27 protein-coding genes are annotated in these 25,177 nt (G+C 56.9%); 12 read left to right on the top strand and 15 right to left on the bottom strand.

From position 1 onward, the window contains the following. The first annotated feature begins 13 nt into the window (after positions 1–13). The 4 genes from VLV32_03985 to VLV32_03970 are packed head-to-tail and all read left to right on the top strand — an operon-like array spanning position 14 to position 3,303. Positions 14–559 (top strand): flavoprotein, encoded by a 546-nt coding sequence (locus VLV32_03985; protein HUL41054.1) that lies wholly within the window; start codon positions 14–16, stop codon positions 557–559. Between the two features lie 42 nt (positions 560–601). Then, on the top strand, positions 602–2,008 hold the full coding sequence (locus VLV32_03980) for a DUF6513 domain-containing protein (protein HUL41053.1): 1,407 nt from the start codon (positions 602–604) through the stop codon (positions 2,006–2,008). A 30-nt stretch (positions 2,009–2,038) separates the two neighbouring features. After that, positions 2,039–2,614 carry a DUF447 domain-containing protein gene (locus VLV32_03975; GenBank protein HUL41052.1) on the top strand — a complete coding sequence of 192 codons (576 nt, stop codon included), beginning with the start codon at positions 2,039–2,041 and terminating at the stop codon, positions 2,612–2,614. Then, complete coding sequence (locus VLV32_03970; GenBank protein ID HUL41051.1) at positions 2,611–3,303, top strand: (5-formylfuran-3-yl)methyl phosphate synthase; 693 nt, start codon at positions 2,611–2,613, stop codon at positions 3,301–3,303. Before VLV32_03975 ends, VLV32_03970 begins: the two co-directional genes overlap by 4 nt. A 223-nt stretch (positions 3,304–3,526) precedes the next feature. Here VLV32_03970 and VLV32_03965 read toward each other — a convergent pair whose 3' ends face one another. From VLV32_03965 to VLV32_03950, 4 genes are read right to left on the bottom strand one after another with little or no spacing between them, the layout of a single operon-like run. After that, complete coding sequence (locus VLV32_03965; GenBank protein HUL41050.1) at positions 3,527–4,138, bottom strand: aspartate kinase; 612 nt, start codon at positions 4,136–4,138, stop codon at positions 3,527–3,529. Continuing rightward, complete coding sequence (gene pabB, locus VLV32_03960) at positions 4,125–5,510, bottom strand: aminodeoxychorismate synthase component I (protein ID HUL41049.1); 1,386 nt, start codon at positions 5,508–5,510, stop codon at positions 4,125–4,127. The genes VLV32_03965 and pabB overlap by 14 nt, the downstream gene beginning before the upstream one ends. 9 nt (positions 5,511–5,519) lie before the next feature. Continuing rightward, on the bottom strand, positions 5,520–6,566 hold the full coding sequence (locus tag VLV32_03955) for a hydantoinase/oxoprolinase family protein (GenBank protein ID HUL41048.1): 1,047 nt from the start codon (positions 6,564–6,566) through the stop codon (positions 5,520–5,522). Beyond that, positions 6,559–7,557: an ATP-grasp domain-containing protein gene (locus VLV32_03950; protein HUL41047.1), complete on the bottom strand. Its 999-nt coding sequence runs from the start codon at positions 7,555–7,557 to the stop codon at positions 6,559–6,561. The genes VLV32_03955 and VLV32_03950 overlap by 8 nt, the downstream gene beginning before the upstream one ends. 117 nt (positions 7,558–7,674) lie before the next feature. Between VLV32_03950 and VLV32_03945 the strand changes: the two genes are divergently transcribed. Continuing rightward, positions 7,675–8,406 carry a HisA/HisF-related TIM barrel protein gene (locus VLV32_03945; protein HUL41046.1) on the top strand — a complete coding sequence of 244 codons (732 nt, stop codon included), beginning with the start codon at positions 7,675–7,677 and terminating at the stop codon, positions 8,404–8,406. Positions 8,407–8,444: 38 nt separating this feature from the next. Here VLV32_03945 and fae read toward each other — a convergent pair whose 3' ends face one another. From fae to VLV32_03910, 7 genes are all read right to left on the bottom strand, one after another. After that, entirely contained in the window at positions 8,445–8,954 is a 510-nt protein-coding gene (fae, locus tag VLV32_03940; protein HUL41045.1) for a formaldehyde-activating enzyme, read from the bottom strand. Positions 8,955–9,024: 70 nt separating this feature from the next. Continuing rightward, the gene (locus tag VLV32_03935) at positions 9,025–9,951 is read right to left on the bottom strand and encodes a triphosphoribosyl-dephospho-CoA synthase (protein HUL41044.1); all 927 of its coding nucleotides are present in this window, start codon (positions 9,949–9,951) and stop codon (positions 9,025–9,027) included. Continuing rightward, positions 9,945–10,859, bottom strand: a complete 915-nt coding sequence (locus VLV32_03930; protein HUL41043.1) for a RimK family alpha-L-glutamate ligase — start codon at positions 10,857–10,859, stop codon at positions 9,945–9,947. The genes VLV32_03935 and VLV32_03930 overlap by 7 nt, the downstream gene beginning before the upstream one ends. Beyond that, the gene (gene mch, locus VLV32_03925; GenBank protein HUL41042.1) at positions 10,852–11,874 is read right to left on the bottom strand and encodes a methenyltetrahydromethanopterin cyclohydrolase; all 1,023 of its coding nucleotides are present in this window, start codon (positions 11,872–11,874) and stop codon (positions 10,852–10,854) included. The genes VLV32_03930 and mch overlap by 8 nt, the downstream gene beginning before the upstream one ends. After that, on the bottom strand, positions 11,871–12,992 hold the full coding sequence (locus tag VLV32_03920; protein ID HUL41041.1) for an ATP-grasp domain-containing protein: 1,122 nt from the start codon (positions 12,990–12,992) through the stop codon (positions 11,871–11,873). The genes mch and VLV32_03920 overlap by 4 nt, the downstream gene beginning before the upstream one ends. Continuing rightward, positions 12,982–13,884, bottom strand: a complete 903-nt coding sequence (locus tag VLV32_03915; protein HUL41040.1) for an NAD(P)-dependent methylenetetrahydromethanopterin dehydrogenase — start codon at positions 13,882–13,884, stop codon at positions 12,982–12,984. Before VLV32_03915 ends, VLV32_03920 begins: the two co-directional genes overlap by 11 nt. Positions 13,885–13,906: 22 nt before the next feature. Beyond that, a complete protein-coding gene (locus VLV32_03910) occupies positions 13,907–14,914 on the bottom strand; it encodes a beta-ribofuranosylaminobenzene 5'-phosphate synthase family protein (protein HUL41039.1) in 1,008 nt (335 codons plus the stop codon). A gap of 299 nt (positions 14,915–15,213) precedes the next feature. On the opposite strand from VLV32_03910, the gene VLV32_03905 reads away from it, so the two are divergent. The 6 genes from VLV32_03905 to VLV32_03880 all read left to right on the top strand — a co-directional run bounded on the left by VLV32_03905 (position 15,214) and on the right by VLV32_03880 (position 21,529). Then, the gene (locus VLV32_03905) at positions 15,214–16,497 is read left to right on the top strand and encodes a formylmethanofuran dehydrogenase subunit B (protein HUL41038.1); all 1,284 of its coding nucleotides are present in this window, start codon (positions 15,214–15,216) and stop codon (positions 16,495–16,497) included. Further along, the gene (locus tag VLV32_03900; protein ID HUL41037.1) at positions 16,494–18,164 is read left to right on the top strand and encodes a formylmethanofuran dehydrogenase subunit A; all 1,671 of its coding nucleotides are present in this window, start codon (positions 16,494–16,496) and stop codon (positions 18,162–18,164) included. Before VLV32_03905 ends, VLV32_03900 begins: the two co-directional genes overlap by 4 nt. A gap of 89 nt (positions 18,165–18,253) precedes the next feature. Next, positions 18,254–19,150: a formylmethanofuran--tetrahydromethanopterin N-formyltransferase gene (gene fhcD / locus VLV32_03895; GenBank protein HUL41036.1), complete on the top strand. Its 897-nt coding sequence runs from the start codon at positions 18,254–18,256 to the stop codon at positions 19,148–19,150. Then, positions 19,147–19,959, top strand: a complete 813-nt coding sequence (locus tag VLV32_03890) for a formylmethanofuran dehydrogenase subunit C (GenBank protein HUL41035.1) — start codon at positions 19,147–19,149, stop codon at positions 19,957–19,959. The genes fhcD and VLV32_03890 overlap by 4 nt, the downstream gene beginning before the upstream one ends. After that, the gene (gluQRS, locus tag VLV32_03885; GenBank protein ID HUL41034.1) at positions 19,950–20,873 is read left to right on the top strand and encodes a tRNA glutamyl-Q(34) synthetase GluQRS; all 924 of its coding nucleotides are present in this window, start codon (positions 19,950–19,952) and stop codon (positions 20,871–20,873) included. Before VLV32_03890 ends, gluQRS begins: the two co-directional genes overlap by 10 nt. Beyond that, positions 20,870–21,529, top strand: a complete 660-nt coding sequence (locus VLV32_03880; GenBank protein HUL41033.1) for a class I SAM-dependent methyltransferase — start codon at positions 20,870–20,872, stop codon at positions 21,527–21,529. The genes gluQRS and VLV32_03880 overlap by 4 nt, the downstream gene beginning before the upstream one ends. Here the strand turns inward: VLV32_03880 and VLV32_03875 are convergent. From VLV32_03875 to VLV32_03865, 3 genes are all read right to left on the bottom strand, one after another. Next, on the bottom strand, positions 21,519–22,292 hold the full coding sequence (locus VLV32_03875; GenBank protein HUL41032.1) for a class II glutamine amidotransferase: 774 nt from the start codon (positions 22,290–22,292) through the stop codon (positions 21,519–21,521). The genes VLV32_03880 and VLV32_03875 overlap by 11 nt on opposite strands. 169 nt (positions 22,293–22,461) lie before the next feature. Continuing rightward, on the bottom strand, positions 22,462–23,217 hold the full coding sequence (locus VLV32_03870) for a molybdopterin-binding protein (GenBank protein ID HUL41031.1): 756 nt from the start codon (positions 23,215–23,217) through the stop codon (positions 22,462–22,464). Then, the gene (locus VLV32_03865) at positions 23,214–23,642 is read right to left on the bottom strand and encodes a CBS domain-containing protein (GenBank protein ID HUL41030.1); all 429 of its coding nucleotides are present in this window, start codon (positions 23,640–23,642) and stop codon (positions 23,214–23,216) included. The genes VLV32_03870 and VLV32_03865 overlap by 4 nt, the downstream gene beginning before the upstream one ends. A 280-nt stretch (positions 23,643–23,922) precedes the next feature. Between VLV32_03865 and VLV32_03860 the strand changes: the two genes are divergently transcribed. After that, on the top strand, positions 23,923–24,150 hold the full coding sequence (locus VLV32_03860) for a hypothetical protein (protein ID HUL41029.1): 228 nt from the start codon (positions 23,923–23,925) through the stop codon (positions 24,148–24,150). 69 nt (positions 24,151–24,219) lie between these two features. Here the strand turns inward: VLV32_03860 and VLV32_03855 are convergent, their stop codons facing one another. Further along, positions 24,220–25,089 (bottom strand): 2-hydroxy-3-oxopropionate reductase, encoded by an 870-nt coding sequence (locus VLV32_03855; GenBank protein ID HUL41028.1) that lies wholly within the window; start codon positions 25,087–25,089, stop codon positions 24,220–24,222. Between the last annotated feature and the right edge of the window lie 88 nt (positions 25,090–25,177).

Genomic DNA, 25,177 nt, shown 5'->3' with positions numbered 1-25,177 from the left:
GACAGGTTCTAGCGTGCGCGATCACAAGCCCCGCCTCGCCTGGGCACTAACCGGCTCCGGACATTTCCTCAGGGAATCACTGAACATCGCGCTTGAGTTGCCGCACGTCGACCTATATCTGTCGAAAGCAGCGGCCGAGGTTGTGCACATGTACGCTCACAATTTGAAGGAACTGCGCGCGCGCTTTCGCGTATTCCGGGACAACACCGCAAGTGCTGCGCCGGTAGGTTTGTTCTACTACGGGCATTACCATACCGTGGTCATCGCTCCCGCTACGTCCAACACGGTCGCCAAATGCGTTTGCGGCATTTCAGACAGCCTGGTTACCAACATTTTCGCGCAAGCCGGAAAGTGTCGAGTACACAGCATCGTCTTTGCTTGCGATACCGAGCCGGTGGTAACCACTGAAGCGCCAAAGGAGTGGGTGACGCTATACCCGCGCAAAATTGATCTCGACAACACGGAAAAACTGAAAAGCTTTGAAAATGTCACAGTGGTTATGCGCATCGAAGAGTTGCGCGACGCGGTTAGCGCGCGCATGAAGGCGCTGGGCATATAGAGCTGAAATCGCCGGTCCCCGCCCCAGGTGTATATTAAGCGTATGTCCGAACACATCTTATTTCTCACCGGCAGGCTGGCCGAAAAAAGCCTCAATCGGGTACTCAGCCAAATGCAGCCCGGCGAATTCACTTACCAGGTATTGAACATCGGCATCAGTGTAGCGGGCCTGATGACCGCCGATTTGATCATGCGACGCCTGCCCACGGCCGGCAACAGCACTCGTATCATGGTGCCCGGCCGCTGCCGCGGTAATCTTGAAGCCATTTCAGAACACTACGGCGTGCCCGTGGTGCGCGGGCCCGATGAATTGAAAGACCTGCCGCAGTACTTCGGCAGGCGTGACGCAAACAAAGACCTGAGCCGTTACGATGTGCGCATATTCGCCGAAATCGTTGACGCGCCTCAACTAAACATCGAACAGATTCTGCGGTGTGCGAAAAGCTACCGTAACGATGGTGCAGATGTGATTGACCTCGGCTGCCTACCGGAAACACCGTTTCCCCATCTCGAAGAAGCGGTTCTCACACTGAAGTCGTCGGGATATGAAATCAGTGTGGATTCGATCGAACCGGAAGAACTGCTGCGCGGCGGCAAAGCCGGAGCGGATTATCTGTTAAGCCTTAAGGAAAATACCTTATGGGTTGCGGAGGAAGTTGAGTCAACTCCGGTGCTGATTCCTGACTTGCCCGGCGATATCGCGTCGCTTGAGCGAGCGATGAAAAAAATGGCGGCGCGCGGCCGCCGGTTTATTGCCGACTCGGTGTTGGACCCGATACACACCGGATTTGTCGACTCGCTGGCGCGGTATTACGAGCTGAGGCGGCGGCATCCGGAAGCCGAGATCATGATGGGGATCGGTAATCTGACGGAATTGACCGATGCCGACACTACGGGGATTAACGCGCTGCTCATGGGCATCATATCGGAATTGCGTGTCACCAACGTTCTCACGACCCAAGTAAGCCCGCATGCGCGGCGTGCGGTACGCGAAGCGGACGTGGCGCGACGTATTATGTACGCGGCGCGGGAAGCGTCGAGCCTGCCGCGCGATTTCTCCTCGCAACTGCTTACCGTCCATGCACGCAAACCTTTTCCGGACAGCGCGGAAGAGATCGCCGAGCTGGCAGGCACTATCAAGGATCCGAGCTACAGAATTCAAGTCAGCGAACAAGGCATTCACATTTACAACCGCGATGGCCTACATATTGCCACCGATCCGTTTGCCTTGTTTCCCCATCTCGATCTGAAGAACGATGCCGCGCACGCTTTCTATCTCGGGGTGGAGCTGGCGCGCGCGCAAGTCGCCTGGCAATTGGCCAAGCGTTACAATCAGGATGAGGAACTGGATTGGGGCTGCGCAGTTGAGCGCAAGCCAGAGGATTTGACGCAGCATCGTGCACCGGGCACGACGCTTGAAGTGGTGAAGAAAAAAGCAAAAAACAAATAGGCAGAATTTACTGGAGGGTTCAGGCCCGATATGATTTTTGAAACAATAGTTTCCACCAGGGCCAATGACGGCCGCGTTCACATCGCGCCCATGGGCATTCGCGAAGACCGCGGTATGATCCTACTCGCGCCGTTTCGCCCGTCCACCACCCTGGATAATGTCCTCGAGAGCAACTGCGCAGTGGTCAATTGTTGCGACGATGTGCGCGTATTCGCCGGCTGCCTTACGGACCGTCGTGACTGGCCCACTGTACCCGCGGACAAAGTGCCCTGCGTGCGGCTCGAATCGGCGCTTGCACACTGTGAACTGAAACTCGACCACATGGACGAGGACGAGTTACGCCCACGGCTCTATTGCCAGGTGGTACATCGCGTCAACCACTTACCATTCCGCGGCTTTAACCGCGCACAGGCGGCGGTGCTGGAGGCGGCAATCCTGGTGAGTCGTTTGCAAATGCTACCGTGGGACAAGATCGAAAGCGAAGTGAAATACCTCGCCATTGCAATTGAAAAAACCGCCGGTCCCGCAGAACGCGAAGCATGGGGCTGGTTGTTGGAAAAAATCAACGCGCACCGCACGCTTTTGGCGCAAAAACACACCGCATGACCCGACTGCTCGCAAGCGTAAGATCATTGACTGAAGCACGTCTCGCGCTCGCCTGCGGCGCTGACGTCGTTGATTTAAAGGATCCCGAGGCCGGCATGCTCGGTGCGTTGCCTCTGGCTACCGTGGCGCGTGCGGTAAAGATGGTGGATCGACGCTGCACGGTCAGCGCAACCTTGGGGAATTTGCCGATGCAGCCGCAAATTTTGCGCGACGCCGCTGCGCGAATGGCCGCCACCGGGGTGGATTTCATTAAAGTCGGTTTTTTCGATGCCGACAAGAATTGTATCGCCGCTCTTGCAGGAAATACGCGGCTAATCGCCGTGCTTTTTGCCGACCGCAGTTGCGACTTTGGCCTGCTTGCCGATCTTGCCAAGGCCGGCTTTGCGGGTGCCATGCTTGACACCGCCAACAAGGTCAACGGCGGTCTTCGCGGCCAGATGGCTGCCGCAGCATTGCGGGAATTCGTACAGCGTGCGCAAGCCTTGGGGCTGATGGCGGGTCTTGCCGGCTCGCTGCAGCTGGACGACGTGCCCTATTTAATCGAACTTGGACCGGACTATCTTGGATTTCGTGGCGCGCTGTGTGCGGGAAACCAAAGAAACCAGTCTTTGGATTCCTCCCGGCTCTCGGCGATGCGTCATGCAATTTCCTGCCGGGCGAAAGACCCAAATACGGTTATTGCCCGATAACCAGAGCGCTTCAATGAAAATTCATATTTTCGACCACCCGGCGCGCCTGTCAGAGTGTCATATGGGAAAGGCGGGCCAAGTCTTGGGTACGAATACAGCCAAGTAATTGATGTGAATTAGCGCGCGCATGGCTCCTCCTCCTGCAGAAATTATTTGAAGGTTTATTTTTGCCGGCCTCAATTTGCCCGCGCAACTGCGCATTCGCTAATACAGATTTATTAGGTTACTGACGCGAACCGCCGATTCCTGCTCCGGCAGTTGCCAAAAGCGAACAGACCCAGGCGTAATCCTCTCGGCCGACCAGTTGCACATCGAAAGCCGCGACATCAACAAAACCCGGGAAAGCGGCATCCACAATGCCTTGTGCTGAAATTTCCGCGATGTCTGCTTCCCCCTTATGCAATGAACAGGATTTGACCAGCACCAAGCGTTCGGCTTTGAGGCGGCGCGCCAGCCAAGCGGCAAGGCTGTCCGAGGTCACGTCCCAGCTTGGAGCCACGTCTTCGGAAGCGAGGGTTTGTACAGGCAGCCAGACCGGCACTTGGTTGTCACGCAATAGGTCGCGAATTTCGGTTTCGGTGCGGGCAAGACCGAAACCTTTTTGCAAACCGCAAAGCATGAGGCCGTACTGCTCCATGGCCCTCAGCCCCATGGCGTGGGCCGCGGTATCGTCGAAGCCCCATTTTTTCTGAGCTTCGCGCACCCAATCGGCGAAAAAGCTGCCTCCTGGGACAATCACCACGCGGCCCCGGCCCATTTCAGCGAGCATTTCGAGCCAGCGCTTCAAATCTTCAGGATAATTGGCCAGACTGCCGCCAAGCTTAACGACCCACATCGGCCATTAAATTGTGCTCGAGCAACCTCATCATGGCTGCTGCTTTGTCGTAAGTCTCCTGGTATTCGTCTTCCATGCGCGAATCAACGACAATTCCGCCGCCAGCCCAGAAGCGTATCGTGCCGGCGGAATACACCAGGGTCCGGATGACGATGCTGCTGTCCATGCCGCCATCGTAACCGACATAGCCAATGGCACCGCAATACACACCGCGCCGGTGCGGCTCGAGTTCTTCAATAATCTGCATCGCGCGCAGTTTGGGTGCGCCGGTAATCGAGCCGCCAGGAAAGCAGCCGCGCAATAAATCCAGCGCGCTTTTGTCGCGAGCAAGCTTGCCGGTTACAGTACTCACTAGATGGTGGACCGTTGCGAAGCCCTCGACCTCAAACAGCTTCGGCACTTTCACTGAGCCGATCTCGCATGATTTACCAAGGTCGTTTCTTAGCAAATCGACAATCATCAGGTTTTCCGCGCGATCTTTTTCGCTTTCGCGCAGCGCCTCGGCAAGCGCCGCGTCCAGACGCGGGTGGCCCGCGCGCGGTCGAGTGCCCTTGATCGGCTTGGTCTCAACCTGGCGATCCCTGAGTTTGAGAAAACGCTCAGGCGAAGTGCTCAGGATCTGCGCATATGGGGTGTTGAGGTAAGCGGAAAACGGTGCCGGATTGAGGATGCGCAGCGCCTGATAAGCCAACCACGGGTCGCCCACCGCAGTTGCGGAAAACCTTTGCGCGAGATTCACTTGGTAACAATCGCCAGCGCGGATGTAGTCGTGAACACGCTTAAATGCGCGCGCATAATGCTCCGGGGTCAGGTTGGAGGCGATTTTGCTGGTTATGCGAAACGGTGCCCGAAATCGCTCTTGCGCGGGTTGACTGAAACAAGCCACCAATTCATTCCATTTTTCGCGCGTTTCCGGCTCGCGTTCCCCGCTTGCCAGGTAGCTGCGGCGCGAGTGATGATCCACCACCAGCGCCCAGTCATAAATGCCGACAGCCATTTCCGGCAGTCTATCCGCGTCGTCGGCAAGCGCCGGCAGCGTCTCCAGTCGGCGCGCCAGATCGTATCCGAAATATCCAAGCGCTCCGCCGGTGAAAGGCAAGGCGCAATGGCTTTCCTCCATGGGTCCCAAGTAGCGCCTTAGCAGGGCGAATGGGTCTTCGGGGGAAAGCTCGCTTACGCCATGGCGGCGTATTTCGGTGACCTTGCCGCGGGTAACCAGGGTGGCATATGGCTCCGCCACTAAAATATCGTAGCGTGCCTGCGAGCCAAAACGCGTGCCGCTGTCCAGGAACGCCGCCCAAGGCTGGTCAGCGATCGCTTCAAACAGCCGCGCGCTGTCCTCATGATAGGGCAATTCAGTCAGCCGTGGCATGCTAGGATTTTATTCCTGGACTCTGCTTTGCGCCAGCGCAGCGACTGCAACCGCAGACGCGCACGCATCAATCCACAAGCGATCGTTGAGCGACGATGCCACCAGCCCGGAAAAATCCAAATAAGGCCGCGCAAAGCGGGAAGCAAGCCTTTTCACCAAGAAGCGGCCGAAACCTGTTCCGATAAGCGGCGCCTCATCGCCCGCTATCCCCAGCGAAAACAATCTTGAGCAAGCCTGGTGCAAACGATTTTGTTGAAGGTCAGCGATATAACCGGCGACGCGCTGCCAGCTTGATATAGGCGAAGACTCGAGGTCCCTGCCCAGCATGCGCGCCAGGCGGCGAGCGCTGTCCTGCATGGATTTGCCGCCCCCATCGGCAGCCGGCAACTGATCCGCCCCGTCCGGCAGATCTCCGGTCAGCCGGTAAATATCCGCCATAGTTGCAAACTGCTCGGCCATTAACCCCTGCCATTCTCCCGCGAACGGCGCGCAGGACGCGATCGCCATCACCGGCGTACGCACCACTCCCGTGTAAATGAGCTCATCAAACACCATGCGCTGCTGGTCGTTCCATCCCCGGGCGTGCACTGCGCCGGAATTCAGCAAAACCAGATCGGTGGTGGTGCTGCCGATGTCAATCAATAACCCGTGCCTTACGTGCTTGGCCACCAGTTCGGCGGTCGCAAACCAGTTCGCCGAAGCCACGTCGCCGGCGTAATTCTTGGCTTGAGCTACGCCGACAAAACCGCTGCGTCCGGCAAACACCATCAGGTTCGCATGCGGCAACTTGGCGTGCATCGCCTCCACCAGCGTGGTCACGCCTGCAACGCGATTGGGAAAAATATCCGCAAGTTCTCCAGTCATAGTGAGCGCGTGCAGCGCCCCGGCGCGACCAAAGTTTTTCAGCGCCTGAGCCACGGCACTATCCAAGTGCTGCAAGCCTTGCCAGAGCGGACAAGGCAGCTGCATGGCGTTGCATACGCGTCCGCCGCTGTCCACCAGCGCGACTTTGAGATGCGCACCCCCTAGATCCCATCCGACTGTGCAATCATGCATACATACCCTCGACATCGATCTCAATTCGCCGCCGCGCGAATTTCGGCACGCGAAAAGGTTTGGCATCGTCCATAAGATTCATCACCAGCGCCGCAGGATTGCGGCCCAGCGCCTGCCGCAAACCTGCGTAGGACGTAGTGAGCCGCGGGTTCACTTCCATCACTACGTGCCGGGAACCGCATTGCACAAGATCTATGCCGACGTAGCCCCACAACCCAGGAATCGCCGCCGCAACGCGGTCTGCCAAAGCTGCAAATGCGCCGTCTACGTCAATCAAGGCATTGACCACGCTGCCGAGAAAATGGAATCGACCGTTGCGTACGGCAATGCGCTGATGATTGCAGCTTAAAAGAAGAGCCTCGCCTGCGCGGCACAGTGCGCAAAGGCTCAGTGCGCTTCCGGGAATAAACGGTTGCAATACGTAATTGTCCGGTCTCGCTTTAAGCCATTCCTGCGCCGTCACGAGATTCTGGAACAAGAACGTGTCCCCGCAGCCTGCGCCGTCATCGGGTTTCACAACCCACTGTCCTACTGCGTCGTGCAATACGGCTTGCGCCGGCGAGTAAGTCGGCACCGCCGCGATTCCTGCGCTCTCAAGATGGCATGAAGTCGCGCGCTTGCTCGCGGCAAGGTGCACCGCGTCCGGATGGCTGCCCAATAACCTGCGTCCCCGGTTAAGCACGCTTCGATGGATGCGCTCAAGCACCCCTCCGCTCTCCGGCGCGATTGGCCATACGGCATCTGCAATATCGATGCACCGCTCCATAATCCGTGCCGTTTGCTCGGCTGTTCGTGGAGTGTGCGCAGTGATCCGGAAATCCAATGCGGAAAGGCGTGGATCGCGCATGGTGATTATTTCCATTCCGGGTATATCGACGAGATCGCGCAATAACGCGTTAAGCATGATATCGCCTTCGTGTGCAAGCGAAACCGGCAGCGCTTGGTCAAGCAGCCCGCCGCCGGTAATATGCTCGTATACGAAGATGCGCATTTGAAACGAATTATCCGCCCGCAGAAGCGCGGGGGCGCGCGCAAAATCTTTTGGAACCGGACTCAATATTAATCATATGCATCTCTTTGCTTCGTCGTCTGCAAGGTTAATCAGGCGATGAAAATTATTCCAGTTCTGGATCTGATGCAGGGCCGAGTGGTACACGCGCTTGGAGGTGAGCGCCATCAATATCGTCCCATTGAATCCGGATTATGCGCCGGCAGCAGCGCGCTCGACATTACCTGCGCGCTACTCGAACTGTGTCCGTTTCGCGTGCTTTATATTGCCGACATTGATGCGATCCAAAAGAACGGCGGCAACGTTGAGGTAATCGAAAATCTCCATAAGCGTTTTCCGCAGCTTGAGCTTTGGGTGGACTCCGGAATAGCGGACGCTGCAGCCTTTACGGGATGGCAGGAACGCGGAATCGGGCACGCAGTAATCGGCAGTGAATCGATTCCTGAAGCAGCGCTGCTTTCCACTATTCGCAGCGGTACCAACGCCATTTACCCCCTGCTATCGCTGGATTTTAAAGACAACCATTTTAATGGCGAACAGCACTTGCTCGACCACCCAGAGCTTTGGCCGGAGCATGTTATTGTCATGACGCTCGCACGTGTCGGACGCCTCCGCGGACCGGATCTAAATCAGTTCACCGCGATCAGGCGGCTCGCACCGCAAAAAAAAATTTACGCCGCCGGTGGAGTGCGTAGCGCGCACGACCTCACGCGCTTAGCGCGCGCAGGCGCAGACGGCGCTCTGCTTGCGAGCGCGCTGCACCAGCGCCGCATCAGCGCCAGCGATCTGGCTGCATTGACCGCGGGCGCGGATTCCAGGAGCGCGCAATGAGCAGCATCGGCTGCCCATCGCCCACCTGCGCATCCGGATTATTTCGGGGAGAACGGATGTGCTACGGTGCCCTTCTTGCTCACCACTTCAGAGGCCCTGGGTTGGCCCGCCACTGCTCGCTTAATCGCCTCCTTGGTAGCCTGGTAATTGTAATCGTAGATCTTGGTGTCGTTCTCGGCTAACCAGTGGATGAACACGCCGACACAGATAAAAGTGTCGTCAGCCTCATTTGACGGAATCGTTCCATCCTGCACGCAATCCGCAACGGCCATCGCCACGGCGCGCTGCGCAGGCCCAAACATCTGGACCGCTTGCTTGGCACCCTTGATGGTCACCTTGTTAAATAGAATGGTGTTGGGTTTGGTTAGCAGGTTGGGCGCTACTACCGCAAGCAAGGTACTAAAGCCGTCCTTGTTGTTGGTCAGCGCATTGCAGAACGCACGTTCTACTGAGCTGCCACGCGGTCCCATAATCAGGTCTACGTGAGCCACTTCATTGCCCTCGCCAACCAGCGATTCTCCAACGAGTACACGATCAATTTTCGCCATTTTGCCTCTCCTTAGTTTGGCTGTTTAAACAGTGAAACATAACTCCGAATCCCCGGCGGCGGCCGCCCTCCTAAGCGCCGACATGCTGAGGGTTCGTTTTACTACGGTGCGAGGGGTGATTCGCCTCGCCGCCGGTAAAGCTTCCGACCAACAAATCCTGCAATCGCAGGGCAAGCAGGCTGGCGACGCTCAAATCAGCGGTTGTACCCGGATTAATTTGATCGCGTTTGAGCTCTGCATCCAAACCCAGCAATTGCGGCATCATCGCATGCGGCGATTCGCTGGCCTGCCAGGCACTTTCCAGAATCGCGGCGCGGGAACTGACCTCGCGTGCCAACTCAATGCCGAACTTGCGCGCCACGTGGCTGTCGGGAAAGCGTGCAAGTAATGCCAGATAAGCCGCGAGCACTGCCCATTCGTCACTCGCGAAACGGGCAAATGCTTGACGCGCATTTGGCACACCCACGTCGAAAACGTCTGCAAATGCGTTCGCGTATTGGCGCGCGATGCTGTCCCGACCTTGCGCCTCCTGCATAGCCGCAAGCAGTGTCACCTGCGGTGTCTCGCTCACATCATGGCGCGGGCTAGTCCCAAGCCCGGCCGGATTCGCGAGGCGAATCGCTTCATAGGCGAGCTCCGCATCGCGCTGCGTAAGCTGCGCCAGTACCCCGCGCAAAGCGGGTCGCAATTCGCGAGCGTCGTGCTGCTGAACCGCGCACACTAGCGGTGCGGCGAGAAGCACGATTCCAAGATTGGTGTTGCAGCCCACCGCCTTTTGCGTCTCTTGAACCGAACGTAGAATGCGCTCGCCCACGCTGGCGCAGGAATCAGTTAACGGCGCCAAGATGGCATCAGCGCTCGCGGCAAACTGCAGCGCGGTCATATGGTGGCCGGCGCTGTATATGCTTACATTGCCGGGCTTCGGCGCGCGGATTTCCGCAAGGCATGCGCCCTTCAATGCCTGCGCCAGCTGCTCACGCGAGATTGTATTTAGCATACCATCTTCACACCCGCTTGCGGCAGTTTGCGAGCCAGCAGATCATCCACCAAATATTGTGCCAGGTTGTCTCGGCATACCCCCTGCAAGCCGCGCCAAGCCGGAATGCCGTTGACTTCAATGACATAAGGCTCGCCGTCCACGTCACGCATAAGATCCACACCGGCATAATCCATACCCACGGCGCACGCCGCATCCTGTGCCAGCCTTTGCAAGATCTCATCCGGCGGTGCTTTTTCGCATTTAGCCCCTTGCGCCACGTTATTGAGCCAGCTGGTGCCCCGCCGCACCATCGCCGCTCGCGCGCTGCCGCCCACCACCAGCACCCGGAAGTCATGCCAGCGGCCCTCGGCGCACGCTATAAACCGTTGCAGATAAGCCGTCCCCGAATAGTTGACGAGATCGGGGACATCCATACCGCTCTTCAAGCGCTGCAGGCCAAATCCCTGCGAACCGAACAACGGTTTCAATACCAGCTCGCGCCCCGCTGCAGTTTCGCGCAATAATACGGCGCGCGCTCGGGCCGCGGACTCGCACACCCAGGTTGCCGGAGTGGGAATGCCGGCACGCTTCAACAAAAAACTTGTCATTGCTTTATCGACGCTGCGCTCGATAGCGCGTGCATCATTGTAGACCGGCACGCCGAGTTCACGCAGCGCGTGCAGCACGTCGAGGCGTAAAATAACTTGCTCCAGCGTGCCCCCGGGTACGCCACGCACGAAAACGGCGTCCGGCAGGCAATTTTTAAATCCCGGGATCACTACACTGTTGCGCGCACGCGCTAAATCGAAATGGCAATTCTGCAGGGAAACAAACTGACTTTCGCAGCCGCGTGCAGCGAATGCTTGACGTAATTGCCGGCCATGCCAGCCCGGATCATCCGTGATGATGGCGATCCGCTTAACCATTGATTCCCCCAAATGAAACATCCAGTAAATCCGCATTGAGCTTGCCGGCACGGAAGCTCTTACCGCTCTCGAGACAGCTTACGACGACTTGCGCTGGTGCGAATAGCATTGGGTCGATCTTGTAAAAATCATATTCGTAATGCCTGAAAATATCCGCAAAGCGCTTGCCATAGTCGCGTGAGGCCGAGCATGGGAGCTTGTGCGCAAGATCAGCAGCATCGCTGTCACTGCAATTCACGAAAAGCTGCACTTCTCCACCGAACAAGATGGCGTCGTTAGTGCGCCCCATGGCTTCGATGAAATCTTTGCAAGGCGGCGGTAGCGGCGCGCTTCCTGCTCCGTCGACGACATGCTGCAGTGGAAACCCTAGCGCATGGACCTTGTGCAAAGCCACCTCCAAAACGCGCGCCACGATCTGGACAACGCCCGCCAGACTGCGCGTCGGCGTCAGGATAAACGTCAGCTTATCCGCCTCGACCCTACAATCACGCAGTACTTTTTCCACCACTTCTTGAGGTGGAGGCTTGTCGACTTCAAGCACTAGGCAGGTGCGGTCGGCCTTGTCGCGGTAGCCAAGCTCAGCAAACAGGTCTTCCTTGCCGGCAAGAGCGCGTCCCGGCCCTGACCCTAATGCGTGAAATGCGCCTTTACCGCTCCCGTGTGAAAGGCTCCACCCGGCATATTGGCTGCCCAGACATGCCAAAACTGGGTTCTTGGAATGCACGGTTACCTGCAGCGGCCAGCGGGCCGCATTTACGCAAAGGCTCACAGTGCCGAGTCCTCCCATGCAGATTTCAGCGATGCGGCGACCCGCTTCCAACCCGCCGTCGAAAGTAATTCCGGCGTCCACGACGGTATGCCCCTGCGGCCCATGGGTAACTCCTAGACGCAGCGCCTGATGCTCACGCAACAGCTCCGCCACTAAAGGCGCAGCCTGATTATTAACGCTGGGCCAATGTGCGGACTGCGCGTTTAGCGCAGAGTTGGCCGCAATATCGCGATTCTGAGCACTCACGCCGCTTCCTCCGTAATCATCCGTGCGATCATCTTTTGCCGTTGCATCAGCAACCGCTTGACTTGCTGCGTCGACCCGCCTTGCGCATGCACCATGCATAGCGGCGAGCCCGGCGGGTACTCCCTTCCTGCTCCAGGAATGTCACTGACCCATTCTGGAAATCGGGTATTCAAAGAAATGCGCAGAGACCTCTCGGCATAAACCATTGCGTGCCCTCTTGTAATTTTTTGTATAACCAACTGCAGGTCAGGCAATTCGCCCCGGCATGCGCGCAGGTGCCAGGAAAAAAGGGACTCCGCGCAATCTACATCGTAAAGATCCACGGTTGCACAAGGCCGCGGGTTGACTTCCAACACCCGGTATTCATTGCCCCGCAGCAGAAAATCCATACCGTTCAATCCCACGAGGCTGGTTGCCTGCACCAGCCGATTCAGCTTCTGCGCGATTTCCGCCTGTAAAGCGGAATCGAGTTTCGCGTGGCTAATCGCGCCAGCATAACTAAAGGGCGATCCTGCACTTGTAGTCCACTGTTCGTTAAAACCAATAATGTGCGACTTCCTACCGTCGGCGAGAAAAGTTACCGACATGCAGCGCCCCGACTCGAGCTTCTGGTAGTAATGCATTCCATCCGGTTGTCTGCCCGCCGCGGGCAATACGTGAATTCCACCGTAGCCGCCAATTTTTTTTGCAAGCCAGCCGCAAGCTGGCCGTGGCGGTGCAAAGCGCACTTCCGGGTGCGCCATTTCAAGCCCATCGAGCAACGTAAAAAAAAGCCGCGGATCCTTTATGCGCGTCACTGTCTCAGGATTATTGCCGAATAGCGCTCTGCCCGTAGCGAGCTGATTGAGCAGTTGCGGCTGGTCCTCGAAACCTGAACCGTATACCAGGCCGGAGCAGCGCTGGGGCGGGCACAGCTCGTCCGCCGCTTTCAGCAGTGACGCCGCGTCGAAACCATGATCATGCTGCGCCACCGCCCGGCTGTGCTGTGCAAAGCGGTGGGTATCCGAGTCGTTATATAAATCGAGCACCACTACCGGAATGCCGCCGCGGTTGGCGGACTGCGCCAATGTTCTGCCGGTAAGAGCGGCGACAAGGAAAAGCTTGTCTTCAACTGACATATTTGCGCGCCAATGCAAACGCCTCGCGGAAATCTAGGTAAAGCGGTGCTTCTGCCCGCAACATTGCTTCGAAGAGACCCCGCTGCACCTGGTATTTGATGTTACCGATCGCCAGCGCGCCGATTCCTACCGCTTTGCCGGACCCAGCCGCAAAAGGCACGCCATCGTCCATCAGCCCCACGCCCTCGATGCCGGCAGGCGGCACGGCATTGATATCTGCAGCCACCAGCAAGCGCCGTGCCTGTTTCAGTAGCTGCTGGCTCAACACCTGCACACCGGCTTTTGCCGTGGCCATCAACACGTCCATGTTCGTTATAGCCGCTGTTTTGTTTTCTTCTGAACTAGCGTCTACCGGTTCGGTGCTTGCCCCGTAACGGGCATTGGCAACTTGCGCGGACATGCGTGCTCGGGTACCGCTGCTGTGGCTTGCAATTTTGACTTTGGCTCCCGCCCCCGAAGCCAACACTGCAGCAGCAGTGCCCACCGGCCCGGTGCCGCCCAGCACCAGTACTTCGAGTCCTTTCAAATCGCAGTGATGCACCCGTTTCAATTGCCGTTCCACCGCCGCAACCATAGCCGCCGCGGTAGTGAACGCTCCGGAAGGATCCGCGAAAACTGATACTTCGAATGGCGGCACCATCGCGAGTTTTGTCGCATCCAACATGTCCGCGGCCATGCCAATTTCGCGTCCGCCGATGAAAATTCCGGTGCGTTTAACGCCGCTTGGTCCACGTGAAAATATCGCATCCTGTGTAAGCGCCGCAACTTGGTCGAGGGTGATATTGGTATAGGCCGCAACCGCGTTGTAACCGGCGTCGTATGCCATGTTCACGTCGAATGGGCTGACATTTGGACTCGGCGTTATCATGTGCAGCAAAAAAGGTTTTTCCATAAGTCCCTTGAGAACTTGTTTATCAGATCGTCCCGGTTTTGATGCTGCGTTGCTGCAGCAGCACTTCCCCACCCCGATTGCGCGCGGCGCAGACTTTAAAGCGCAGCGCATTATCTGCGCCCCAGCGCTTTTCAGCCTCGCACAGCAGCTTGCCTGCGCAGATTTCGGAATCCACTACGGCAAATCCCGTGGGCCCCCATGAGCTCTGCCCGACGCAATTCACGCCTTGACGTTCGAGCCACGCAAGCACTTCGCTTACTTTCCGGCTCGCATAGCGTCCGCCCTGCGCTGGCGCAAAATGGTCGCCGACCACGCGCTGTAGTTCGCTTACCGCTTTTCCAAATTCCAGAACATCGGCCTCCGCCAAGGCCGGCATTAAATGCATCAGTACCAGGCGGCACAAGTGCGCGGCGCTTGCCTCCGGAAACAGCGGCAAGGCATCAAAGGCCCTCTCCTCATCCGCGCCGTGCAGACCCTGGGCCCGTAAATCGAAAATCAGCAATATCCGCCAGTTTGACGGGAAAGTGATGCGGCTGGTGATGCGCGGAGGCTCTTCGCTTTCGCCTCGCCCTCCATCGATGAGAAATCCGCCGTGGTCGAATGCCCCTATTCCAATGCCGGAGCGGCTTCCACGGTCCAGCAATGCAGCGATTTCTCTGGCGCTGAGGCTGAGTTGATAAAGGCGCGTGACCGCGATGCCGGCGGCGATTGCAAGCTGCGTGCCCGATCCGAGACCCGTGTGCTCGGGTATTGCCTGCACCACCGCCATTCGCACCGCGCCGTCCAACCTCAGCCGTTCCTGCAAGCGCCGCAGAACTCGCATGGCGCGCTGCGTTTGTGCGCCCTCTACCGAAAACGTCGCAGCGCGTTCCGCGTAAATGCGTGTGCTAAACCCCTCCAGCGTCAAGCCCAAGCTGCCAAAGCGCCGGCCGGTGGCACCGTTCAAATCCATGAAGCCAAGGTGCAAGCGCGCCGGGGCCTCCACAACTACAGTTTGAACTTCTTTATCGGCGCTTGCCAAGCCGTTCATTATCTCTTAATTTAAACCTAAAACGTTCAGCAACTATTATGCCATTCATTTTTATCATTGTATTTCAAGCCGGTCATCACAAGATAAAACTGTCATTGCGACAGGCGCGGAACAGGGTGTCACTCTATCAGCGCATTAGGGTCGGTTTTGCTGCGCTGCCGAGCCATCGATATATTGTTAGAATATAGCAAAATTTCGGAGCTTGCATCGCGCACGGCAGACCCATTTGCGCATTATAGGCTGGTATTGGGCGTGCCTAACCACTACAATCCGCCTCTTTCGGCAAGCGAAATATTTCCATGACGCAATTTTTATCACCCGGAATGTGGGACGAAGTACCTTGCCCGTTTTGCGGACTGGTTTGCGACGATCTGCGCATCACCACGCATTCCGGAAAGCTTGAGGTCATTGCGAACGGCTGTCCCATCAGCAGCAGGGCGTTCGCCACATTAAGTTTGTCCGAACCCGCCGCTCCGCAGATCGCCGGAAAAACTGCTTCGCTCGATAACGCGGCAGCCGCGGTTGCCGATTTCCTTGGCAACGCAAAACAACCGCTTGTCGCCGGCTTGGGCACCGATGTCGCGGGCATGCGGGCGCTAATGCAATTGGCGGATCGCATAGGCGCAGTAGTAGATCACATGAACAGCGTTTATCTCATGAGTAATATTCTTGCGCTTCAGGATAGCGGCTGGGTTACTACAACTTTAAGCGAATTGAAAAACCGTGTTGATTTGCTGGTGCTTGCGGGAACGGATGTCACGAGCCGATTTCCGCGCTTTTTTGAACGTTATGTCTGGAATCGCGACCATCTGTTTGTCAGCAACGCCCGTGAAGTCGTGTATCTGGGACGGGGACTGGACACGCAAGCCGGAACCGCCCCCGACGGGCGGAAACCGACTGTCATCGCCTGCGATATCACTCGCATCGGTGAAGTCGCGGGGGCCTTGCGATGTCTAATCGCCGGAAGGCAGTTACAGGCTACTCGAATTGCCGGCGTCCCGTTGCAGGAATTGCAGAAGCTTGCAGCACGCATGCAAGCCGCACGCTATGGCGTGCTTGCTTGGGCTGCCGCAGATTTTGATTTCAAACACGCGGAACTTGCCGTGCAAAGTCTGTGCGGGCTGGTTAACGATCTGAATCGTAGCACCCGTTTTTGCGGTCTTCCATTAGGCGGCAACGAAGGAGATGTGACCGCCAACCAAGTTTGCACTTGGCAGTGCGGTTTTCCGGTGCGCACGGGATTTGCAAGCGGGGGGCCCTATTACGATCCGCGTCACTTTTCTGCCGAGCGCATGCTCAGGGAAAACGAGGCGGATGCGTTGTTATGGGTCTCCAGCTTCAATGAGAAAAACACACCGCCGGAGACTTCGGTTCCAGTGGCAGTTCTCGGGCGCAGGGGCATGAAATTCCGCAAAGAACCGCGCGTTTATATACCCGTGGCCACACCCGGTGTTGATCATTCGGGGCACATTTATCGCACCGACAACGTGGTGGCTCTGCCGCTAAGAAAGCTGCGCGAGAGTGCGCTGCCCTCGGTGGCTCAAGTTGCCGCTGAAATTGAAAAAGTGCTGGAATCCCGTTGATGCTCACGAAACTCAAAGGCGGCAAAGTTTACGACCCCGCCAATCAGGTGAACGGGGAAGTGCGGGATTTATATGTGCGCGATGGCCGTATCGTCGCCGCGCCTGTTCACGATGAGCGCACGCACTGTGAGTACGATCTGACCGGGCACATCGTGATGGCGGGCGCAATAGATCTGCACACCCACATAGGCGGGGGAAAAGTGAATATCGCGCGCGCGATGCTGCCCGAAGACCATCGCCGCGACATCGTTGCGCGCACGTCGCTCACCCGCTCCGGCTGCGGTCATGCGGCGCCCGCCACGCTTACCACGGGCTATCGCTATGCGGAAATGGGCTATACCGCGTGCTTCGAGCCGGCGGTGTTGCCGATGAATGCGCGCCAGGCGCACATGGAAATGGGCGACACGCCCATCGTGGACAAGGGCGGTTACGCGCTTTTAGGAAGCGACGATTTCCTACTGAGAATGATGGCCGCTAAATCCGATCAAAAAGCGATCAACGATTACGTGGCGTGGACGCTGAATTCCTCGCACTGCATCGGCATCAAGGTTGTGAATCCTGGAGGCATCTCGGCATTTAAATTCAACCAGCGCGCGATGGACCTGGATGAGGACCATTCCTATTATCAGGTGACGCCACGCCAGATTCTCACGGTTTTGGCGCGAGCGCTCAGCGACCTTGGCGTACCGCACCCCTTGCATGTACACGGATGCAATCTCGGCGTACCGGGAAATGTCGCAACCACATTGGAAACCGTAAAAGCTGCCGAAGGCTTGCCGATGCATCTTACCCATATCCAGTTCCACAGCTATGGAACCGAGGGTGACCGGAAATTTTCATCGGGTGCCGCGCGCGTCGCCGAGGCGATTAACCAGAACAAAAACATTTCCACAGACGTGGGGCAAATCATGTTTGGCCAGACCGTCACCGCTTCCGGCGACAGCATGACGCAGTTCCGCAATGCGCCGTTCGGCCGCCCAAAAAAATGGGTCGTGATGGACATCGAGTGCGATGCCGGCTGCGGTGTGGTGCCGTTTCGTTATCGCGACACGAATTTCGTCAATGCATTGCAATGGGCGATCGGCCTTGAAATTTTCCTGATGGTCAGCGACCCATGGCGCATTTTCATCACCACCGATCACCCTAACGGCGCGCCATTCATGAGTTACCCCCACCTGATTAAGCTGCTCATGGACAAGACCTATCGAAACAGCATGCTCGACACGATTAACCCTGACGCTGCCGCGGAAAGCACGCTGGCAAGTCTTACGCGCGAATATTCCCTTTATGAAATCGCCATCATGACTCGCGCCGCCCCAGCGAAAATCCTGGGCCTTACCGACCGCGGGCATCTCGGTCCCGGAGCGGGCGCCGATATTACCGTCTACAGCGACGATGCCGACAAGCAAAAAATGTTCGCCCAGCCCCGCTATGTGTTTAAGGACGGCGAACTGGTGGTTCAAAACGGCAAAATAACCAAAGTTTCCTGGGGCAATACACATGTGGTAAAACCTGAGTACGATAAAAGCATTGAGCAGCCGCTTAAAACTTATTTCGAACGCTACCAGACGATGCGGATGGACAATTTCAAAATCAGTGATGACGAGATGCAGGAATTTGGACACGCTAACAAGCTTCTGTCGCATCCCTGCCGCAAACAAACATGATTTTTACCGCAGAGGCTCTGGGACGCAGAGTAAACATTTGTCTTCTCAGCGCCTCCGCGTCTCCGCGGTTCAGAGATAAGTAAACTATCATGGTCATTAACGGCGTCACTATAGACGACACGTTTGCTGAAGCCTTCGGCATGAAGGCGACACGCGTCGTCATCACCGCATACAATCTCAAATGGGCCTATCACGCGGCCAACGCGGCCACCGGTTTTGCCACCTCGGTCATTGCCTGCGGCTGCGAGGCTGGAATTGAACGCAAGCTCGAACCTGAGGATACGCCGGACGGGCGACCGGGCGCGGCGATTTTGTTATTCGCGGTTTCAGGCAAGGAGCTCGCGAAACAACTGGAAAGGCGCATCGGGCAATGTGTACTGACCTCTCCCACCAGCGCCGCGTTTGCCGGAATTTCGGAAGGCGAGCGATTACCGTTGGGCAAGAATCTGCGTTATTTCGGGGACGGGTTCCAGTCGTCCAAATTGATCGGGGGCAAACGGTTGTGGCGCGTGCCGGTAATGGACGGCGAGTTTCTGTGCGAAGAAACAACCGGCATGGTAAAAGCAGTGGGTGGAGGGAACTTCCTGATTCTCGCGGAATCCCAATCGCAGGCGCTCGCTGCGGGTGAGGCGGCTATTGAAGCCATGCGCAAAGTGCCCAACGTCATTATGCCCTTCCCTGGCGGTGTGGTGCGCTCGGGCTCTAAAGTCGGCTCCAAATACAAAACGCTGATGGCCTCCACCAACGATGCATTTTGTCCGACTATTCGCGGCATCACACGATCAGAACTTTCCGAAGAAGTGCACGCGGTGCTGGAAATCGTTATTGACGGATTGACTGAAGCCGATGTGCGCAGCGCCATGCAGGCGGGCATTGCAGCAGTGTGCGGGCTCGGGGTCAAAAACGGCATACGCCGCGTCACCGCGGGCAATTACGGCGGCAAGCTTGGACAGTTTAATTTTCAATTGCGTCAAATCATGTCATGAGCGCGTTGACTTTGTCATTGAAAGAGACGCCGCGCCAGCGTGTCGATCTGTCCCCGCTCACGCCCGATTTTCTTAAAGGGAAAACCCATGCGCAAATTTCCGCCATAGAACTTGTGTGCGGCAACCGCAGGCTGCGGGTAGGCGAGCTTTTCGATGTGAGTGGTAATGACGCATCCAGCCTGATAATTAATAACAGTTGTTGCAAACTCGACCGGATCGGGCAAGCGATGAGCATCGGCAGCATCACGATACACGGTGATGCGGGCGCCTACCTGGCGTACGCCATGAAAAAGGGCGCTATCACCTTGCACGGCAACGCCGGTGCTTATGCTGCGAGCGGCATGATAAGCGGCCTGCTGCGCATTCACGGCAATGCTGATGATTTTCTCGCGGCGGCGATCCCCGGTGAGAGGCACGGCATGAACGGGGGCCGCGTGATCGTCACCGGTAATGCCGGGGATCGCACGGGCGACCACATGCGTCGGGGACAAGTACTGATCGAGGGCAATTGCGGTGATTTTTGCGCGTCGCGCATGATCGCTGGCACTATTGCGGTGCTGGGAACAGCGGCACGCGGCGCTGGCTTCGGAATGAGGCGCGGCACTCTGCTGCTCAATTCCATGCCGGCGGAATTACCCGCTACTTTCAACGATTGCGGCGCGCATCATCTAAATTATCTGACGCTGCTCATTAAATCCTGGCACTCGCTTGACACCAAATTCGCGTTGCTTGAACCGCACTCAAGCGTGCGCCGCTACATGGGCGACGTCGCCAACTCGGGAACAGGTGAAATCCTAGTGTGGCAATAACCAAAGAACCCACGCCTTACCGTGGCCGCTTTGCGCCCTCTCCGACTGGGCCGCTGCATTTCGGTTCCTTGGTTGCTGCGGTCGGCAGTTTCCTAGAGGCAAGAAGCCGCAATGGCGAGTGGCTGGTGCGCATTGAGGATCTGGACCCGCCGCGCGAGGAGCCCGGCGCTGGCGATGACATTCTGCGAACGCTCGAGGCGTGCGGGATGCAATGGGACGGTGAAATTGTCTACCAGAGCACGCGTCGCGATGCGTACCATGCCGCGCTGCACAGCCTGCGAGACCGCGGTTTGATCTATCCCTGTGCCTGCAGCCGCCGCGAAATAGCAGATTCGGCAATCGCGGGGATTGACGGCCCCGTTTATCCGGGTACCTGCCGCAACGGACTGCAGCCGCAGCGCAGTGCGCGCGTGTGGCGCGTGAGAACCGACCGGCAGCTTGTTGAATTCATCGATATAGTACAAGGATGCGTGGCGCAGCGCCTCGAAATCAATGTCGGGGATTACGTGCTGTACCGCGCAGACCGAGTGTACGCATATCAACTCGCTGTTGTCGTTGACGACGCGGAACAGGGAATCACCGATGTCGTGCGCGGTGCCGATCTGCTGAGCTCGACTCCCCGCCAGCTTTATTTGCAAAAGCTGCTGGGCTACCCGACCCCGAATTACATGCACCTGCCGGTAGCGCTGAACAGCGCGGGAGAGAAGCTAAGCAAGCAGACTCTCGCGCCAGCAGTGAATAAGGCGGAGGCGTTATTATGGCTATGGCAGGTTCTGTGCTTTCTCGGTCAAAAGCCGCCGCAAGAACTTACGCGAGGCACGCTCCACGATCTCTGGAACTGGGCGATCAGCCACTGGCAACCGCGAAACATTCCCAAGGCTCGGGCTCTGCAGGCAAATTCGCTTAAATCATGAATAAAACTATTTCCTTGGCCGATCACGTATACGACTATTTGTTGTCGGTGTCGCTGCGCGAGCCCGAGATTCTGCGCAAATTACGCAATGAGACGGCTAAAGACCCGATGGCGCGCATGCAGATTGCGCCGGAACAGGGACAATTCATGGCGCTGCTGGTACGGCTCATGCGCGCCAAAAAATGCCTGGAGATTGGCGTTTATACCGGTTACAGCTCGCTCTGTATTGCCCTGGCATTGGCGCCGGACGGCAGAATTACTGCGTGCGATGTAAATGACGAGTGGACGCGGATTGCGCGCCGCTATTGGAAAGAAGCGGGTGTGGCGCAGAAAATTGACCTTCACCTCGCGCCTGCGCTTGAGACGCTGGGCGAGTTGCTTGTCGCAAACCACGCCGGCACCTTCGATTTTGCTTTCATTGACGCCGATAAGGGAAATTATCTCGCTTATTACGAACATTGTCTGAAGCTACTTCGAACCGGTGGATTGATCGCGATCGACAATACTTTATGGTCGGGCCGCGTCGCTGAAGCCGACAATCGCGAAGCGGACACGGTGGCGCTGCGCGAGTTTAACGGCAAGCTGCTTCATGACCCGCGGATTGCGCTGTCACTGCTGCCGATTGCCGACGGGCTTACTCTGGCGCTCAAGTACTAGCCGAGGGCTCGCCGTCCCTGAACATCAGGAGCTCGCCAGGGGCCATTGTGGTCCAGGTCTCGTCGTCGGTTAGCGGCAATGTAGCGATCACCGCCACCTTGTCATTTGGCGTGGTGAGCCGGCTGAAATCCACAGTGATATCCTGGTCCTTCAAGTGTGCACGGCCAAACGGCGCATGGCGCAGTACATAGGAAAGCTTATCAGCGCAGTGGGCAAAAAGATATTCGCCGTTGGAAAGCAGGTAATTGAACACACCGTGGTGCGCCAAGTCGCGAGTCACGTTCTTGACCGTGTTATAAAGAGATTCAGCGCGCGGTTGTCCATTTGGGAACAAAGTGCGCAAGGTCTCGAGCATGAAACAGAAAGCATGCTCGCTGTCAGTCGTGCCGACAGGGCGGTAATTTCCGTTCAGCGGGCAATAAAAGTCCTTGAGCGTGCCGTTGTGCGCGAAGATCCAATAGCGCCCCCACATTTCACGCATGAAGGGGTGAGTGTTCTGCAGACACACCGCGCCGCGCGTGGCCTTGCGGATGTGCGCGATTACGTTGAGCGAGTGAATGGGATATTTACGCACCAGATCCGCTACCGGTGATTTCGCCGCGGGCTTGGAATCAAGAAACAGCCTACAGCCCGCACCCTCAAAAAAAGCGATTCCCCAGCCGTCGCCATGGTGGTCCGTTCCGCCACCGCGGGAGTGAAATCCCTCGAAAGAAAAACATATGTCGGTAGGCACGTTGCAATTCATGCCCAGCAACTGGCACATCGTTAGCCTTGGCAAAACATCAATGCGGTCATTCTGGGACGCATCGTTGCATTTATAACACATTGCGAGATAAAAAATAACGCCCGGGCTTGATATCAAAAAAATCAGGTTCGCCTGGCTTTTTGCTTCAGCAGAGAATTAAAAAACGGGAAAAGATTAGCGGAAATGCTCAGCCGCCGCTTTGCCCTTTTTCCCATTTGAAGCCCAGCGCCGTTACGCCGTCTTTTAGAAGCCGCATCGCTTGCGGCACCTGCTGCTTGTCCCCGCGCACGCCGATTTCGATCCAGCGCTCACCCGGCGCAAGATGCGGCAGACTGAATAACTTGAGTTCTGGAAAGCGCGCCACGCAGTCATTCATCAGATCCAGGAGCACGCTTTCCATCGCGCCCGGCACGATGATCGCTTGCTCCGCGCCGCGCCCCAAATACTGCAGGTGGCGGTAATGCGTATCCAGTACCCACTCCAGCATCGGCCATGCCATTTGCGGAAATCCGGGGAGAAAATGATGATGCTTCACGCTGAAACCGGCCACGCGGTTGTAGGGATTGGGAATGATGCGGCTGCCTCGAGGCAAGTCTGCCATCAATACCCGTTTGGGATACGCGGCGTCGCCAAACTGTGCCACCAATTCTGCAAGCGCGTCGGGATGGCGGTACAGTTCCACACCTGCGGCCTCCGCCGCGCAGCGCCGGGTGTGATCATCGGGTGTGGCGCCGATGCCGCCAAAGCAAAAAACGATATCCTCCGTGGCGAGGGTCCGCCGCAAGGTGGATGTGATTAGCTGCGGGTCATCCCCGAGATATTCGCACCAGCTAAGTCCCAACTCCCGCTTGTTGAGCGCGTGAACGACTTGAGCAAAATGCTGGTCCTGGCGCTTGCCGCTAATAATCTCGTCGCCGATGATAATGGCGCCAAGCTGCGTCATCCCATTATGTAGCTTTCGAGTTGCTTAATGATGTATTCGCGTTCAGATATCGCTTCCTTCACCAAGTCGCCGATGGATACCACCCCGACCAGCAAATTATCTTCGTAGACCGGCAGATGCCGGACCCGCTTGTCGGTCATCAACGCCATGCACTCGTCCACGGTTTGCGCTGTCGTCACGTAAACGATTCTGCCGGTCATGATATCGCTGACGTGGATTTCCTTGGACGATTTGCCGTGCAGAATCACTTTGCGCGCATAGTCGCGCTCGGAAATGATTCCCACCAGTTTGTCGGCGTCAATCACCAGCAGCGCTCCGACTTCTTCTACCGCCATCAGCTTCAGCGCATCATAAACCGTGGCGTCCGGCGCAATGGAAAGGATACGGCGTGCTTTGCTCTGCAAAATTTGTTTTACGGTTTTCATGTTTGCCTCCCGAGTTACAAGTCACGCAGGCAACCCGTCTTAATTATAGCCACTTATAGCTCGTTTGTTCCGTGTACTGCGATACAAGCATAGATTACCGGGAATTTCGCGTTTTCTTCCAAATGCTCAACACCCTAGGGCAGCCCGACCCTGTGTTCGGAATCGATAATAAAATTGCATGAAACTTTTGTTGATCCGGGGAATCTGATTTTGTGCATGCATCAATCCGGGTTATGTGTGCTTGTGTTTATCTTTTTTAATCTCGAATAGGAGCCAAAAGATGACTAAGCATAAGCAGATGACCGTACCTATCCTTGTTGCAGTTCTACTGGGCTTGAGCTCGAGCGTGGCGCTGGCAAGAAACCAAAAACAGTCTGAGGAGAATTGCATGAAAGTGCGCTGCTGGAGCCAGATTGACACCAATCATGACAACCTGATTGAACCACAAGAATGGATAAAGTACGAGCAGACCCACCCAGGTCCGCAGGCCAAAAAAAATAACGCGTAGTCCGCCGGCTTCGCCGGCTGCTACTAACTGAAAAGCCGGTCTTTTGCATAACAGCGAAAGGCCGGCTTTTTATTGGGACATCCGTTCGACCACCTTGACCAGCGCGGCGGAATCGAGTTCGCCATCGCCGCTGCCCATAAGTGCATTCATGTGTTGAGTGACTAAAGCCGCGCCGGGGAGCCCCAAGCCCAGCTTATGCGCGGTTTCCATGACGATGCGCATGTCCTTTTGATGCAGCCTCACCTTAAAGCCGGGCTTGAACACGTTATCCAGCATGCGCTTGCCATGCACTTCCAAAATTTTGCTGTTGGCGAAACCGCCCAACAGCGCGTCGCGAACCTTGGCCGCGTCGACGCCGTTCTTGCGCGCAAAGGTGAGCGCCTCGCCCACCGCTTCGATGGTTAAAGCCACTACGATTTGATTGCACGCCTTGGTCACCTGTCCGGCTCCGTTGCCGCCGGTGAGCACGATGTTCTTCCCCAGGCATTCGAATAGCGGCTTGACGCGGGCAAATACCTCCGGCTTGCCGCCGCACATGATCGAGAGCGTGGCATTGATCGCGCCGATATCGCCCCCCGAAACCGGTGCATCGAGCATTTCCACGCCTTTCTCTAAAAGTTTTTCCGCCATCGCCCGCGTTGCGACAGGAGAAATTGTGCTCATGTCCACTACTACTGAGCCCGGCTTTGCGCCATGGATTAAACCGTTTGTCGCCAATACGACCTCCTCTACGTCGGTCGTGTCGGAGACAATAACTATCGTGACTTCGGATTTTTCCGCCACTTCCTTGGGTGAGCCGCACGCTATGGCCCCCGCGTCTTTCAAAGGTTTCATGGATTCCGCGCGACGCGCATAAACTGAAAGCGAGTGGCCGCCTTTGATGAGATTGAGCGCCATGGGTTTACCCATGATGCCTAAGCCTACAAAACCGACTTTCATGATGTTCTCCTTAGGATTGACTGCATTGATGGCGAAGAACCCCAAATACAAATAATAAACGAAATCGGAGCCAGCAATTCGTTCACCC

The sequence above is a fragment of the Burkholderiales bacterium genome (genome assembly GCA_035518095.1).
Lineage (GTDB): Bacteria > Pseudomonadota > Gammaproteobacteria > Burkholderiales > JAHFRG01 > JAHFRG01.
Note: the sequence above shows the minus strand (reverse complement) of the source record. Positions and strands in the feature narration are given on the sequence as shown.

Coding starts and splice junctions, on each gene's coding strand:
- VLV32_03980 (HUL41053.1), top strand. CDS start 602: ATGTCCGAACACATCTTATTTCTCACCGGCAGGCTGGCCGAAAAAAGC.
- VLV32_03975 (HUL41052.1), top strand. CDS start 2,039: ATGATTTTTGAAACAATAGTTTCCACCAGGGCCAATGACGGCCGCGTT.
- VLV32_03970 (HUL41051.1), top strand. CDS start 2,611: ATGACCCGACTGCTCGCAAGCGTAAGATCATTGACTGAAGCACGTCTC.
- VLV32_03965 (HUL41050.1), bottom strand. CDS start 4,138: ATGTGGGTCGTTAAGCTTGGCGGCAGTCTGGCCAATTATCCTGAAGAT.
- pabB (HUL41049.1), bottom strand. CDS start 5,510: ATGCCACGGCTGACTGAATTGCCCTATCATGAGGACAGCGCGCGGCTG.
- VLV32_03955 (HUL41048.1), bottom strand. CDS start 6,566: ATGCATGATTGCACAGTCGGATGGGATCTAGGGGGTGCGCATCTCAAA.
- VLV32_03950 (HUL41047.1), bottom strand. CDS start 7,557: ATGCGCATCTTCGTATACGAGCATATTACCGGCGGCGGGCTGCTTGAC.
- VLV32_03945 (HUL41046.1), top strand. CDS start 7,675: ATGAAAATTATTCCAGTTCTGGATCTGATGCAGGGCCGAGTGGTACAC.
- fae (HUL41045.1), bottom strand. CDS start 8,954: ATGGCGAAAATTGATCGTGTACTCGTTGGAGAATCGCTGGTTGGCGAG.
- VLV32_03935 (HUL41044.1), bottom strand. CDS start 9,951: ATGCTAAATACAATCTCGCGTGAGCAGCTGGCGCAGGCATTGAAGGGC.
- VLV32_03930 (HUL41043.1), bottom strand. CDS start 10,859: ATGGTTAAGCGGATCGCCATCATCACGGATGATCCGGGCTGGCATGGC.
- VLV32_03920 (HUL41041.1), bottom strand. CDS start 12,992: ATGTCAGTTGAAGACAAGCTTTTCCTTGTCGCCGCTCTTACCGGCAGA.
- VLV32_03915 (HUL41040.1), bottom strand. CDS start 13,884: ATGGAAAAACCTTTTTTGCTGCACATGATAACGCCGAGTCCAAATGTC.
- VLV32_03910 (HUL41039.1), bottom strand. CDS start 14,914: ATGAACGGCTTGGCAAGCGCCGATAAAGAAGTTCAAACTGTAGTTGTG.
- VLV32_03905 (HUL41038.1), top strand. CDS start 15,214: ATGACGCAATTTTTATCACCCGGAATGTGGGACGAAGTACCTTGCCCG.
- fhcD (HUL41036.1), top strand. CDS start 18,254: ATGGTCATTAACGGCGTCACTATAGACGACACGTTTGCTGAAGCCTTC.
- VLV32_03890 (HUL41035.1), top strand. CDS start 19,147: ATGAGCGCGTTGACTTTGTCATTGAAAGAGACGCCGCGCCAGCGTGTC.
- VLV32_03880 (HUL41033.1), top strand. CDS start 20,870: ATGAATAAAACTATTTCCTTGGCCGATCACGTATACGACTATTTGTTG.
- VLV32_03875 (HUL41032.1), bottom strand. CDS start 22,292: ATGTGCCAGTTGCTGGGCATGAATTGCAACGTGCCTACCGACATATGT.
- VLV32_03870 (HUL41031.1), bottom strand. CDS start 23,217: ATGACGCAGCTTGGCGCCATTATCATCGGCGACGAGATTATTAGCGGC.
- VLV32_03865 (HUL41030.1), bottom strand. CDS start 23,642: ATGAAAACCGTAAAACAAATTTTGCAGAGCAAAGCACGCCGTATCCTT.
- VLV32_03860 (HUL41029.1), top strand. CDS start 23,923: ATGACTAAGCATAAGCAGATGACCGTACCTATCCTTGTTGCAGTTCTA.
- VLV32_03855 (HUL41028.1), bottom strand. CDS start 25,089: ATGAAAGTCGGTTTTGTAGGCTTAGGCATCATGGGTAAACCCATGGCG.